At 37.9% G+C, this 14,323-nt stretch carries 18 protein-coding genes; all 18 read right to left on the reverse strand.

Annotated features, from left to right (window positions below; genetic code table 11):
- Positions 1–8 precede the first annotated feature (8 nt).
- The 18 genes from FJ213_03980 to rpoC all read right to left on the reverse strand — a co-directional run bounded on the left by FJ213_03980 (position 9) and on the right by rpoC (position 14,303).
- Positions 9–338: a 50S ribosomal protein L24 gene (locus FJ213_03980; protein MBM4175319.1), complete on the reverse strand. Its 330-nt coding sequence runs from the start codon at positions 336–338 to the stop codon at positions 9–11.
- 9 nt (positions 339–347) lie between these two features.
- Positions 348–716, reverse strand: coding sequence for a 50S ribosomal protein L14 (gene rplN / locus FJ213_03985; protein MBM4175320.1), 369 nt, complete (start codon positions 714–716; stop codon positions 348–350).
- A 24-nt stretch (positions 717–740) separates the two neighbouring features.
- Positions 741–1,001, reverse strand: a complete 261-nt coding sequence (rpsQ, locus tag FJ213_03990; GenBank protein ID MBM4175321.1) for a 30S ribosomal protein S17 — start codon at positions 999–1,001, stop codon at positions 741–743.
- Positions 1,002–1,241, reverse strand: a complete 240-nt coding sequence (locus FJ213_03995) for a 50S ribosomal protein L29 (GenBank protein ID MBM4175322.1) — start codon at positions 1,239–1,241, stop codon at positions 1,002–1,004.
- A 9-nt stretch (positions 1,242–1,250) separates the two neighbouring features.
- Positions 1,251–1,673 carry a 50S ribosomal protein L16 gene (rplP, locus tag FJ213_04000; GenBank protein ID MBM4175323.1) on the reverse strand — a complete coding sequence of 141 codons (423 nt, stop codon included), beginning with the start codon at positions 1,671–1,673 and terminating at the stop codon, positions 1,251–1,253.
- Positions 1,674–1,691: 18 nt separating this feature from the next.
- Complete coding sequence (gene rpsC, locus FJ213_04005) at positions 1,692–2,330, reverse strand: 30S ribosomal protein S3 (protein ID MBM4175324.1); 639 nt, start codon at positions 2,328–2,330, stop codon at positions 1,692–1,694.
- A 9-nt stretch (positions 2,331–2,339) separates the two neighbouring features.
- Complete coding sequence (locus FJ213_04010) at positions 2,340–2,693, reverse strand: 50S ribosomal protein L22 (protein MBM4175325.1); 354 nt, start codon at positions 2,691–2,693, stop codon at positions 2,340–2,342.
- 13 nt (positions 2,694–2,706) lie between these two features.
- Positions 2,707–2,994, reverse strand: a complete 288-nt coding sequence (gene rpsS, locus FJ213_04015; protein ID MBM4175326.1) for a 30S ribosomal protein S19 — start codon at positions 2,992–2,994, stop codon at positions 2,707–2,709.
- An 11-nt stretch (positions 2,995–3,005) separates the two neighbouring features.
- Positions 3,006–3,839: a 50S ribosomal protein L2 gene (rplB, locus tag FJ213_04020; GenBank protein MBM4175327.1), complete on the reverse strand. Its 834-nt coding sequence runs from the start codon at positions 3,837–3,839 to the stop codon at positions 3,006–3,008.
- Between the two features lie 18 nt (positions 3,840–3,857).
- A complete protein-coding gene (locus tag FJ213_04025) occupies positions 3,858–4,163 on the reverse strand; it encodes a 50S ribosomal protein L23 (protein MBM4175328.1) in 306 nt (101 codons plus the stop codon).
- The gene (gene rplD / locus FJ213_04030) at positions 4,163–4,789 is read right to left on the reverse strand and encodes a 50S ribosomal protein L4 (protein MBM4175329.1); all 627 of its coding nucleotides are present in this window, start codon (positions 4,787–4,789) and stop codon (positions 4,163–4,165) included. The genes FJ213_04025 and rplD overlap by 1 nt, the downstream gene beginning before the upstream one ends.
- Before the next feature lie 2 nt (positions 4,790–4,791).
- Positions 4,792–5,412, reverse strand: coding sequence for a 50S ribosomal protein L3 (locus tag FJ213_04035; protein ID MBM4175330.1), 621 nt, complete (start codon positions 5,410–5,412; stop codon positions 4,792–4,794).
- 12 nt (positions 5,413–5,424) lie between these two features.
- Complete coding sequence (rpsJ, locus tag FJ213_04040) at positions 5,425–5,733, reverse strand: 30S ribosomal protein S10 (protein MBM4175331.1); 309 nt, start codon at positions 5,731–5,733, stop codon at positions 5,425–5,427.
- Positions 5,734–5,775: 42 nt separating this feature from the next.
- A complete protein-coding gene (tuf, locus tag FJ213_04045; protein ID MBM4175332.1) occupies positions 5,776–6,984 on the reverse strand; it encodes an elongation factor Tu in 1,209 nt (402 codons plus the stop codon).
- A gap of 32 nt (positions 6,985–7,016) precedes the next feature.
- On the reverse strand, positions 7,017–9,110 hold the full coding sequence (fusA, locus tag FJ213_04050; protein ID MBM4175333.1) for an elongation factor G: 2,094 nt from the start codon (positions 9,108–9,110) through the stop codon (positions 7,017–7,019).
- Positions 9,111–9,125: 15 nt separating this feature from the next.
- A complete protein-coding gene (gene rpsG / locus FJ213_04055) occupies positions 9,126–9,593 on the reverse strand; it encodes a 30S ribosomal protein S7 (GenBank protein MBM4175334.1) in 468 nt (155 codons plus the stop codon).
- A 9-nt stretch (positions 9,594–9,602) separates the two neighbouring features.
- Positions 9,603–9,986, reverse strand: a complete 384-nt coding sequence (locus FJ213_04060) for a 30S ribosomal protein S12 (GenBank protein ID MBM4175335.1) — start codon at positions 9,984–9,986, stop codon at positions 9,603–9,605.
- Between the two features lie 78 nt (positions 9,987–10,064).
- On the reverse strand, positions 10,065–14,303 hold the full coding sequence (gene rpoC, locus FJ213_04065; GenBank protein ID MBM4175336.1) for a DNA-directed RNA polymerase subunit beta': 4,239 nt from the start codon (positions 14,301–14,303) through the stop codon (positions 10,065–10,067).
- Positions 14,304–14,323: the final 20 nt, after the last annotated feature.

The following is a 14,323-nucleotide window of genomic DNA, read 5'->3' on the forward strand; positions in this document are numbered from 1 at the left end:
TGAAAAACCTAAACCATTTCTCCGCTCTTAATGCTGATCCTAACGATCTTTTTCTTATTTGTATTTTCATCGAGAATGATTTTTGAACCTAAACGGGTTCTCTCATTCAACTTTGGATCGAGCAACATTACATTTGATATATGAATGGGTGCTTCCTTCTTTACTATTCCCCCCTGTGGATTTTTTTGTGTTGGGCGAGAATGACGCTTAACCAGGTTAACACCTTCGATGATAACTCTCTTTGTCTTTGGATACACTTTCAAAACTTTTCCGGTTTTACCGCGTGAGTTTCCGGCAATTACAATCACATTATCATTTTTTTTGATACTAACTTTCATCATTACCTCTTATAAAACTTCCGGAGCTAGTGAAACGATTTTCATGAATTGTTTTTCTCGAAGTTCTCTCGCTACCGGTCCGAAGATTCTTGTTCCACGGGGTTCATTCTGATTATTTATCAAAACTGCCGCATTCTCATCGAAGCGAATGTAAGACCCATCATTTCTTCTGACTTCTTTTTTAGTTCTAACTATCACAGCTCTTGAAACTTCACCTTTTTTTACGGTTCCACCGGGAATAGCAGCTTTAACAGATACAACAATAGTATCGCCAATGCTGGCATATCTTCTATCACTACCACCAAGCACTCTGATACATCGCACCCGCTTTGCTCCAGAATTATCTGCTACTACTAAATTTGTCTCTTCTTGTATCATGACTAAATTCCTCTACGATAAAATTTATTTGGCTCTTTCCAAAATTGAAACTAATCTCCATTTTTTTCTCGCACTTAGCGGACGGCTTTCCATGATTTTTACAGTATCACCAATATTGCATTCATTTTTTTCGTCATGAGCCATTAATTTGGTAGTTTTCTTGAAATACTTTTTATAGATAGGATGAGCAACTTTTCGTTCAATTGCAACGACAATGCTCTTATCCATTTTATTGCTTACGACTTTGCCGACCCTGGTTTTACGGATATTACGCTTTTCTTCCATCTATTCTTTTTCTCCCTTTGATGAATCGGCTGATATCGGACCTCTTTTTAAATTCAGTTGTCTTTCTTTTAATACTGTTTTCATTTTAGCAATATCTTTTTTCGTACTTCTTAATTTAGAAGTATTTGTCAATTGTTTTGTCTCTTGTGCAAATCTCAAATCAACTAAGTTATTCTCTTCTTCGAGAATTCGCTTCGTCAATTCTTCATCGTTCATTTGTCTAATTTCAAAAATTTTCATTTTGCTTACCTATGATCCTTGATAATCAACTCTGGATACAACTTTAGTTTTAATTGGTAGTTTATGGGCAGCAATGCTTAATGCTTCATGAGCAATTTCTTTTGATACACCGCCGACTTCGAACATAACGCGTCCTGGTTTAATTACTGCAACCCAAAATTCAGGAGCACCTTTTCCTTTTCCCATACGAGTTTCAAGCGGCTTTTTTGTAACTGGTTTGTCTGGGAAAATTCTTATCCAAACTTTTCCGTCTCGTTTCATTCGACGCGTGAGTGCAACTCTTGCTGCCTCAATTTGACGTGCAGTTATCCAATGCGGCTCCATTGCTTTTAAACCAAAATCACCGAATGAGACAGAATTACCACGAGTGGCTTTACCACGCATCCTTCCTCGATGTGCTTTTCTAAATTTTACTCTTTTGGGCATTAACATATCAGTAAAACTCCAGTATTAATCAGTTGCTTTTCCTAAAATTTCACCACGGCAAATCCAAACTTTTACGCCAATGGTACCATAAATTGTTTGAGATGCAGCTATAGCATAATCTATATCGGCACGCAAAGTATGTAGAGGAATTCTTCCTTCTTTATATTGTTCAGTTCGTGCCATTTCCGATCCCGCTAATCTGCCGCTGCATTTAATTCTAATTCCTTCAGCACCCATTCTCATGGCAGCTGTAATTGCAGATTTCATTGCACGTCGATGTGAGATTCTTCCTTGCAATTGAGTTGCAATGTTTTTTGCTACTAATTCTGCATCTAATTCGGGACGTTTAATTTCACTAATCTGCACTTTCACATTTTTATCAAAAACTCTCTTTAGTTCTTCCTCGAGCTGAGCAATTTCTTTACCACTTCTTCCGATAACAACACCAGGTCTTGATGTATGAATTGTAACCGTGATATCTTTCGATGTTCTATCAATAACAATTCTTGCAACACCAGCTTTTTCCAAACGATTCTTGATATAATTTCTAATCTTATTATCTTCAATGATCTTTATATTGAATGATTTTGTTTCAAACCAATTCGAATCCCAAGACCTTGTAATTCCTAATCTTAATCCTATCGGGTTAGCTTTCTGTCCCAAAAGTTCTCCTTACTTTTTATTTTCTTTTTTTGCAACAACAATTGTTACGTGATTAGATCTTTTTTTCATTCGATATGCACGGCCCATCGGGGCTGGTAGAATTCGTTTCATTGAAGGTCCGCCATCCACAAAAGCTTCTTTAACAAAAAGGTCGTGTGCTTCAACTCTGCCGGAATCTTCTTTATTCATAAAATTAGCAACAGCTGAACGAAGTACTTTTTCTGCATCTTTAGCAGCATGTTTTTTTGTAAAGTGAAGAATGTTCAAGGCATCATCTACTGCTTTACCGCGAATCAAATCGATAACCAATCTCATCTTAGCTGGCGATGTGGGTATATGTTTAAATCTTGCTCGTGCTTCCATTTCTTACAAATCCTTATTTAGCTTTTGAGGCTTTTTCAGCTTTTGTTCCAGGGTGTCCTCTAAAAATTCTTGTAGGTGAAAACTCACCAAGTTTGTGTCCAACCATATTTTCACTGATGTAGATAGGAATCATGTTTTTTCCATTATGGACAGCAATTGTGTGACCAACAAATTCAGGAGAAATAGTTGAAGCTCTTGACCATGTTTTAATAATCTTTTTTTGATTCGATTTGTTTAGAGCTTGAACTTTCTTTAAAAGTTTTGGATCAATAAATGGTCCTTTTTTAACCGATCTTGGCATCTATTCCTCGATTACTTTCTTCTCTTAACTATATATTTGCTTGATGTTTTCTTTTTCTTTCTTGTTTTCAGACCTTTGGCTTTTTGTCCCCAAGGGGAAGTGGGATGCTGCCATCCGCCGCCGCTCTTACTTTTACCTTCACCGCCACCATTTGGGTGATCGATGGGATTCATCGCAACTCCTCGAACAAAGGATCTCCATCCCAACCATCTCTTTTTTCCGGCTTTACCTAAAGTAATATTTTCATGATCAGAATTTCCGAGCACACCATAAGTTGCATAACAGTTTGTTGGGACTAATCTTACTTCTCCCGAAGGTAGTTTGATTTGAGCAAATTTACCTTCACGTGCAACTAACTGCGCGGATGTTCCTGCACTTCGGGCAATCTGTCCGCCTTTTCCAGGTCGGACTTCAATATTATGAACAAAGCTTCCAAGGGGCACACTTGAGAGCGGCATTGCGTTACCCGCCTTGATTTCCACATCGGCACCAGCCACAATTGTTTCGCCGATCTTCAATTCATTTGGCGCTAGAATGTAACGTTTTTCACCGTCTGCATAATGTATCAATGCAATTCTTACAGAACGGTTTGGATCATATTCAACTGAATGAACTTTACCAGGGATCTCTCTTTTATCACGCTTAAAATCGATAATACGATACATCCGTTTATGACCGCCGCCGCGGTGACGTGAAGTTAGCTTACCTTCATTATTTCTTCCGCCAGATTTTTTAATCGGTTTGAGTAAAGATTTTTCCGGTTTTGCTTTTGTGACCTCGGAAAAATCTGGCACGATTGCGAATCGTGTTCCCGGTGTTACTGGCTTTAATTTTTTTAATCCCATTATCTATCTTTTCAAATATTATACGTTTTCAAAGAAATCTATTTTCTGACCTTCTTTTAAAGTCACATATGCTTTCTTAAATTTCGACGTGCGTCCAGTAAATCTTCCGCTTTTAGTAAATTGAGTTTTTGTTTTACCTTGATGACGGACAGTTCGCACTTTAGTAACTTCTACATTAAACTTTTTTTCAATAGCATTTGCGATCTCAATTTTATTGGCATTGAGTGCAACTTGGAATCCATACTGATTTTTTTGTTCCTGGGTTTCAGTAACTTTTTCAGTGATCAAAGGTTTGATCAAAATTTGATGTATCATCTTCTTCATTAGCTTAACGTCGTATTAATTAATTCAACTGCACTTTGCTGAAGCAATAATGTTTTCGAATTTAATATGTCATAAGTAGAAACATTTTTTGCTTCGATCACTTTAAATTTTGGAATGTTATTTCCAGACTTATGAATTGCTGTATCATTTTTTCCTGTAAGCAGCAGAGTCTTTTTAGAATTGAGCTGAAGAGATTTTAATATTTGAGCCATTTCTTTTGTTTTTGGCTGCTCAAAAGTGAAATCTTCCACAACAAATATTTCATTTCCCTTTGCTTTATAGGAAAGGGCTGACTTGAAAGCTAATTTCTTAACTTTCTTAGGTAACTTGAAACCATAATCACGTGGTCTCGGACCGAAAATAGTACCACCGCCAATCCATACAGGAGAACGTGAAGATCCAGCGCGAGCAGTACCGCGTCCTTTTTGACGCCAAGGTTTTTTTCCGCCGCCTCTTACTTCATTTCGTTCTTTTGTTTTATGAGTTCCCTGCCTTTGATTGGCATTAAAAAGTTTCACTGCAAGATATATCGAGTGATCATTCGGAACTATCTCAAAAACTTCCGGATTAAGCTCAACTTGCTTGCCGGTCTTCGTTCCATCTATTTTGTATACGTCAATTTTCATAATTATTTTTTAATCAATTTCACATAACCATTAATGTGACCAGGGATTGCACCTTTCAAGTAAATTAGGTTTGCATCCTTTTCCACTTTGATAATTTTCACGTTGCGAATGGTTAGATTATCTCCACCCATTCTTCCAGCCATTTTTTGACCCTTAAAGACACGGCTTGGATAAGAGCTCGCTCCAATCGAACCAGGAGCTCTTAATCTATCACTTTGACCGTGAGTTTGAGCACCACCGCCAAAACCATGACGTCTAACCACACCTTGAAATCCCTTACCTTTTGTTACACCTTGCACATCAATTTTATCACCTTCTTTAAACACATCAACACCTAATTCAGAACCTTCGCTTAAATCTTTTACATCATAGTTACGAAACTCGGCAAGGAATTTCTTTGGTGCAATTTTAACCTTATCAAAATGTCCTTTGAGCGGTTTATTAACGCTCTTTAATCTTTTATCATCAAAGCCAATCTGTACCGCATCGTATCCATCTTTATCTTTTGTTTTAACTTGAGTTACAAAACAAGGACCTGCTTCAATAATGGAAACAGGAATAATATTTCCACTCTCATCAAAAATTCTTGTCATCCCTGTTTTTTTACCTAAAAGGCCAATCATTATTATCTCCAACTATACTTTAATCTCGATATCGACACCAGCGGGGATATCTAATTTCATTAGTGAATCAACTGTTTTATTATTCGAATTCAGAATGTCAATGAGTCGTTTGTGTGAACGGATTTCAAATTGTTCACGGGATTTTTTATCGACATGAGGAGATCTAAGCACAGTATAGACGGTTCTTTTTGTTGGCAAAGGTATAGGCCCTGACACAATTGCGCCAGTGCTGCGAACTGTCTTAATAATTTTTTCAGCAGACTTATCAATCAAATTATGATCATAAGATTTCAGTTTTATTCGGATCTTTTGGCTTGTCACGTCTTAGAATCTCCTATTGGATAAAATTTCAACTCACTAATTTTATTCATGAATTTTTGTAACTACTCCAGCACCAACTGTTCTTCCGCCTTCACGAATAGCGAATCGTAATCCGTCTTCCATTGCGATTTCGGAGATCAGTTCAATTCTCATTTTTACGTTATCACCAGGCATAACCATTTCAATTCCTTCAGGTAAATATGCAATACCTGTTACATCAGTTGTTCTGAAATAGAATTGCGGCCTGTAACCAGTGAAGAATGGAGTATGGCGTCCACCTTCTTCTTTTGATAAAATATAAACCTCGCAATCGAATTTAGTATGCGGAGTGATACTTCCTGGTTTTGCGATAACCATTCCTCTTTCTAAATCATCCTTACCGACACCACGCAACAATAATCCAGCATTGTCACCAGCGATGGCGTAATCTAATTCTTTTCTGAACATCTCTATACCAGTGATAACGGTTTTCTTGTGAGCTCCTAAACCTACTACTTCAACTTCATCACTGACTTTGATTTGTCCTCTTTCAACCCTACCAGTACCTACTGTTCCTCTACCTGTGATACTAAATACGTCTTCAACGGGCATCAAGAATGGTTTATCTGCATCACGCTGTGGAACTGGAACATAATTATCAACTGCATCTAAAAGATCATAGATACATTTGAAATCTGGATCGTCAATCGGAATGGCTGGATTAATAGCTTTTTCCATTGCTTTCAATGCACTTCCTCTGATGATAGGAATCTCATCACCTGGAAATTCATATTTTGTAAGCAGATCTCTGAGTTCCATTTCAACTAAGTCGAGTAATTCAGGATCATCAACTGCATCGACTTTATTCATAAACACGACAATTCGAGGTACACCAACTTGACGTGCAAGAAGAATATGCTCTCTTGTTTGGGGCATTGGACCATCAGTCGCGGCCACGACGAGGATTGCTCCATCCATTTGTGCTGCACCCGTGATCATGTTCTTTACGTAGTCAGCGTGACCCGGACAGTCAACATGAGCATAATGTCTGTTTGCAGTAGAGTATTCGACGTGAGCAGTTGCAATCGTGATTCCACGAGCTTTTTCTTCCGGTGCATTGTCGATACTATCAAATGTTCTAACCGCAGACAATCCTTTCTTCGAAAGAACCATAGTCATAGCGGCGGTTAAAGTAGTTTTACCATGGTCAACGTGGCCAATCGTTCCCACGTTAACGTGAGGTTTACTTCGATCAAATTTTTCCTTTGCCATTTTATTCTCCTTTTATTTATAAGCTTTAAAACTTAAACTAAAACTCCTTTGCCAACTGCCTTTTCAACTATTTGGTCGGAAATACTTTTCGGTGTTTCCTGATAGTGAGAAAACTGCATTGTGTAGATCGCTCTTCCTTGAGTCATTGAGCGAAGAATTGTTGCATATCCAAACATCTCAGAGAGCGGAACTATTGCATTAATTATTTGTGCATCTTTTCGCGCACTAAATCCTTCGATCTTTCCTCTTCGTGAATTCAAATCACCCATCACATCACCCAAATATTCTTCGGGTGATATAACTTCTACACTCATATATGGTTCGAGTAATACGGGCGAGGCTTTCTTCGCACCTTCCTTGAAACCCATCGAACCAGCCACCCTAAATGAAATTTCATCTGAATCGACTTCATGATACGAGCCATCGAAAAGAGTTACTTTGACATCAACAACTGGAAAGCCAGCAATTACACCATTTCTCATCGCATCCTGAACACCAGCAGAAACTGCAGGGATGTATTCCTTAGGTACGGTTCCACCAACAATTTTATTGATGAACTCAAATCCTTTTCCTTTTTCATTTGGTTCGATCTCAAGCCATACATGTCCAAATTTACCGCGTCCACCACTCTGTCGAACAAATTTTCCTTCAGCTTCAACTTTCTTAGTAATTGTTTCTCTATATGCAACCTGCGGTCTTCCCACATTTGCTTCTACCCTAAATTCTCTTTTCATCCTATCAACGATGATTTCAAGGTGAAGTTCTCCCATACCGCTAATTAAAGTTTGGCCAGTTTCCTCATTAGATGAAATTCTAAAAGTCGGATCTTCATCTGCTAGTTTATTTAAAGCTTCTGATAATTTGTCTTGATCCACTTTAGTTTTTGGTTCGATTGCAATTTGAATCACAGGCTCAGGAAATTCCATCTTTTCGAGAATGATAGGATCTGTACTATCGCAAAGCGTATCACCTGTTTTGGTATGTTTTAATCCAACAGCAGCTGCAATATCACCAGCAACTACTGAGTCAATATCTGTACGATGATTGGCATGCATCTGAAGCAATCTTCCAAATCGTTCTTTCTTATCCTTAGAGGAATTAAGCACATATGATCCTGCATCCGCTTTACCAGAATACACTCGGAAAAACGTCAGCTTACCGACATATGGGTCAGTCATGATTTTAAATGCGAGGGCCGTGAACTTTTCTTTTTCATTTGCTTTCCGAATAACCATGTCAGACAAATTCACATGGTGACCTACAATTTCAGGCAGGTCTGCAGGTGATGGGAAATAATCCACTACGGCATCAAGAAGCTTTTGAACACCTTTGTTTTTAAATGCAGAGCCGCAAAGCACGGGAATAATTTTTACTTCGATGGTTGCTCGCCGTAAAACTGATTTAATTTCTGCTTCGCTTATTGGTTTACCATCTAAATATTTTTCGAGAAGTGTATCATCAATCTCGGAAACTGATTCGAGCATTTTTGTGCGATACTCTTTTGCTTGCTCTAAAAGATCTTTGGGAATTTCAAAATCGGTAAACTCTGCACCGAGCGGATCTTCGTTATACATTCTGGCTTGCATAGTGATGAGATCAATCACACCGCTAAATAACTCACCATCACCAATCGGTAATTGAATGGGAACTACATTTGCACCGAGTCTATCCTTCATCATCTGAATTACATTATAGAAGTCGGCACCAACCCGATCCATCTTATTTACAAATGCAATTCTTGGAATATTGAATTTGTCAGCCTGTCGCCAAACAGTTTCAGATTGTGGTTCTACGCCGCCTACAGCGCAAAACAATGCAATTGCACCATCAAGAACTCTTAAAGAACGCTCAACTTCTACTGTGAAATCCACATGTCCAGGAGTATCAATAATATTAATTCTGTGATTAGACCATTCACATGTAGTTGCAGCGCTTGTAATTGTGATTCCTCTTTCTCTTTCCTGCTCCATAAAATCCATAGTTGCGGCACCATCATGCACTTCACCCATTCTGTGAAGTCGACCAGTATAGAAAAGAATGCGCTCAGTTGTGGTAGTTTTACCGGCGTCTATGTGCGCCATAATACCAATGTTTCTTATCTTCGATATATCAATACGTTTACTCATTTATACTTAATCAAATCACCATTTGAAATGTGCAAAAGCTTTATTCGCTTCTGCCATTCTATGTGTATCATCTTTCTTTTTAATTGTAGAACCTTCACCATTAGAAGCGGCAATAATTTCTGCCGCGAGCTTACTTGCAAACGATCTATCTTTTCTTTCGCGGGCATAATTTATTAACCAACGCATAGCAAGTGCTATACGTCTTGCTGGACGAACTTCAGTAGGCACTTGATAAGTCGCACCACCAACTCTTCTGCTTCTTACTTCGATCATTGGCTGGGCATTAGTCAGAGCTTTATTAAACACTTCGATCGCAGGCTTTTGAGTTTTTTCATTAATAATTTCAAATGCATCATAGACTAATCGGCGCGAAGTATTTTTTTTTCCACTTGCCATAATTCCATTAATTAATCGCGAAACCAACATATCATTATATTTTGGATCGGGTAAAATTCTTTTCTTGTCAGCTCTTCTTTTTCTCATAACCTTTGTTTATTTACTTGCAGTTTTTGCTCTTTTAGTTCCGTATTTAGATCTACCTTGCTTACGATCAGTTACTCCTGCGGTATCGAGTGTTCCTCTAATAATGTGGTATCTAACGCCTGGCAAATCCTTAACTCTACCGCCTCTGATTAATACAATAGAGTGTTCCTGTAAATTATGACCTTCTCCAGGAATATAAGCAGTAACTTCAATTTGATTAGTTAATCGCACTCTTGCAACTTTTCTCAAAGCAGAATTTGGTTTCTTCGGAGTAGTTGTATAAACTCTCGTACATACTCCTCGTTTCTGCGGACAACTCTGCAGAGCAGGTGCTTTATTTTTGCTAGTAACTTTTACTCTATTTTTTCTAACTAATTGATTGATCGTCGGCAAATTTTATCTCCGTTTTTTGAAAAATTAGCTTTGCAATATATCGTTTTAAAGAAAAATAGTCAATATGCAAAGCCATTGTTATTTCACTTTTTCTTCATCAACAACTTCATCAAGCTCCTCTTGAGAGCTTGTTAAAACTAAAATGTTCTTGTACTTTTTAAGACCTGTTCCAGCAGGAATTCTGTGTCCTACAACGACATTTTCTTTTAATCCAAGCAAGAAGTCCATTTTTGCTTCTGTTGCTGCATCAGTTAGTACTTTAGTAGTTTCTTGGAATGATGCTGCTGAAATAAAACTTTCAGTTGAAAGTGCAGCTTGAGTTATTCCAAGCAGAATATTGTCCGATGTTGCAGCTTGGGCGTCTCTCACTTCCACAAGTTTCTTTGATCGTTTCTTCAATTCAATATTTGTATCTTTAATTTTACCTTTTTCTAATACTTGACCTATCTTGAATCTAGAATCACCTTTATCAGTGATAATAATGGATTGACCAATTTTTTCGTTCTCTTCATTGAATACATACCAATCAACCGTGTCATTTTCAAGGAAGCGAGTATCACCAGGATCAAGAACTCGAACTTTTTGAAGCATCTGTTTTACGATAATTTCAATGTGTTTATCATTGATTTTTACACCTTGTAAACGGTATACTTCTTGAATTTCATTTACAAGATATTCCTGTACTGCACTGATTCCCTTGATTTTCAGAATGTCATGAGGATTCAATGCACCATCGGTGAGTTTGTCCCCTGCACTTACTTCGTCATTATTCTGAACAAGAAGATGCTTACCGATCGGAATTGTATATTTTTTTACTTCTACACCATCTTTGGTGGTAACCATGACTTCTCTTGAACCTTTTTTATGTGCACCGAAGGAAACAATTCCATCAATTTCAGAAATGACCGCAGGATCTTGTGGGCTTCTTGCTTCAAATAATTCTGTTACGCGAGGCAATCCACCTGTAATATCTCGTGTCTTTCCAATATCTCTCGGAATCTTGGCAATTACTGTTCCAGCAGTAATTTCTTCCCCTTCACGAACGATGATATGTGCCTTATTGGGAAGAATAAAAGAAGATAGTTTTTGATTTTTATTATTAACAATATTGACGGTTGGTATTAGAGTTTTGTCACGTGATTCGATAACGACCTGCTGAATGTGACCAGTCTGTTCATCACTCTCATGTCTGAAGGTAATATTTTCAACTAGATCTGAGAATGAAATTGTACCATTTGAATCTGCAATAATAACAGCATTATAGGGATCGTGATTATAAAGAATATTGTTTTTTTCTACCTTCTGATTATCTTCAACAACTATTTCTGCACCGTAAGGTACTTCATATTTTCTGAGGACACGACCATCAGGATCTACGATGTTTATATAAGCGCTTCTTCCAAGGGCGATCTTAATGTTTTCGCCAAATTCATTACTGCGTTCAACGTATCGGATATTTTCGAATTTTATTTTTCCATCAAATCTTGTTGTGACTTGTGATGTTGCAACAATTCTGCTTGCAGCACCACCAATGTGGAATGTACGAAGCGTTAACTGTGTACCGGGTTCTCCAATCGACTGTGCTGCAATAATTCCAACTGCTTCACCAATATTAACTATCTTTCCAGTAGTCAAATTTCTACCGTAACATTTTGCACAAACACCACGCTCTGAATCACAAGTCAAGACTGTTCTAATTGCAACTTCCTCGATCGTGGTTTCACCAATTCTGTCAGCAATTTCTTCGGTAATTAATTCTCCGGATTCACAGAGAAGCTCTTCGCTGATTGGATCATAGATGTCTAACAACGAAGTTCTTCCGAGAATTCTCTCTGAAAGCGGTTCTCGTACTTCTTCACCATCTTTCAAAGCGGTAATATCAATTCCTCTGATAGTGCCGCAATCGGTTGAAGTGATAACTACGTCTTGAGCAACGTCTACCAATCTTCTAGTTAGATATCCGGCATCTGCTGTTTTTAAGGCAGTATCTGCTAAACCTTTTCTCGCACCGTGGGTGGAAATAAAGTATTCAAGAACTGATAAACCTTCTTTGAAGTTAGCAATAATTGGACTTTCAATAATTTCTCCAGCTTGGCCAGTTAAACTTTTTTGAGGTTTAGCCATCAATCCACGCATACCTGCAAGCTGACGAACCTGTTCCTTAGAGCCACGCGCACCTGAATCGATCATCATCCAGATTGGATTAAATCCTTGATGAGATTTTTTCAGATGATCCATTAATGCATCAGCTACATTGTTTGTTGTGTGAGTCCATATATCAATTATTTTATTATATCGCTCACCTTCCGAAATAAATCCTTCCTGCCACTGGTTCAGTACTTTTTTGACTTCCTTCAGTGACTTACTTACAAATTCTGATTTCTCTGTTGGAATTAACATGTCATCTACGTTCACAGACAATCCACCTAAAGTAGAATATCTGAATCCCAAGTCTTTCAGATCATCAAGAAACTTAGCCGTTCCAACATTTCCTATTTGCCGGAACATCTTTCCAATGAAAGCACCGAAAGTTTTTTTCACAAGGAGTTCATTAACATATCCAACTTCGCTCGGTACAATCTGATTGAAAACAACTCGACCAACCGAAGTTTCAATCATTTCACCTTCTACTCTCACCTTGATTTTTGCATGGAGTCCAACTTTTTTATTTTCGAGAGCAATGAGTACTTCTTCCGGTGAACTAAATATTTTTCCTTCACCTAAGTCACCTTCTTTAATTTTGGTCAAATAATAACATCCAAGAACAATGTCCTGAGTTGGAATAACAATTGGATTTCCATTCTGTGGTGACAAAATATTTTGACTTGATAAAAGAAGGAGTGAACACTCTAGCTGCGATTCAGGAGACAGTGGAACGTGAACAGCCATTTGATCACCATCGAAGTCGGCATTGAATGCCGTACAAACCATCGGATGAATTTCGATTGCCTTACCTGTAACCAAAATTGGTTGGAACGCTTGAATTCCTAATCTATGTAAAGTTGGAGCACGATTTAACATTACTGGATGCGCGTCAACTATTTTCTCCAAAATCTCCCAAACGATTGCATCTTTACGATCGATGACTTTACGTGCACTCTTTACTGTTTTGTTATATCCTCGTTCAATCAACTTTCTAATAACGAATGGCTTGTACAATTCCAGAGCCATTTCACGGTTCAAACCACATTGGTGAAGTTTTAACTCAGGATTAACAACAATCACAGATCGTCCTGAATAATCAACCCTTTTACCCAGAAGATTTTGTCTGAATCGACCTTGCTTTCCTTTCAAAATATCGGAAAGAGATTTCAATGCTCGATTCGAATCACTTCTTATTGTGTTCGTTCTTCTTGAGTTATCAAAGAGAGCATCAACTGCCTCTTGAAGCATACGTTTTTCATTTCTTAAAATTACTTCCGGTGCTTTGATATCAAGAAGTCTCTTCAAACGATTATTGCGGATGATAACTCTTCTGTAAAGATCATTTAGATCGCTGGTAGCAAACCTACCACCTTCAAGAGGAACTAATGGACGAAGTTCAGGTGGAATAATTGGTACAACATCAACCACCATCCATTCAGGTCTATTGTCCATGCCGCCATCTTTTGTTCTGAAAGCATCAACTATTTTTAATCGTTTAAGTAAATCTGCTTTTTTCTGCTGTGAAGTTTCTTCTTTTAGCTGAGCGCGCAGTTCGACTGATAGCACATCCGGATCAATTTTTGATAAAAGTGCTTTAACGGCTTCACCACCGATCTTGGCAACAAATTTTCTTGGATCATCATCATCCAATTTTTCATTATCAGATGGAAGCGAAGCAAGAACTTCAAAATATTGTTCTTCCGTTAAAAGATCTTTTTCTTTTAATCCTGTCGGTCCAGGATTAACTACTGCATAAGTTTCGTAATAAATTATTTTTTCGAGTTCTTTGGTAGTATATCCGAGCATGTTTCCAATTTTACTCGGTAATGATCGGAAAAACCAAATATGAACAACTGGAACCGCCAGCGAAATGTGACCCATTCGTTCACGTCTGACAGACTTTTGTGTAACTTCTACACCGCAGCGATCGCAGATAATACCTTTGTATCGGATTCTCTTATATTTTCCGCAATGGCATTCCCAGTCGCGTGTTGGTCCAAATATTTTTTCACAAAAAAGACCATCTTTTTCTGGACGAAAAGATCTATAGTTTATTGTTTCAGGTTTTGTGACTTCACCATAAGATCTTTTCAAAACTGCATCCGGACTTGCCAAACTGATTGTAATTTTTGAAATGTTTTTACTTGTGTAATCTTGTGCTCTAATTGCCATGGTTAAAACTCTTTTCTTTT

The organism is Ignavibacteria bacterium, from assembly GCA_016873845.1.
Lineage (GTDB): Bacteria > Bacteroidota > Ignavibacteria > Ch128b > Ch128b > JAHJVF01.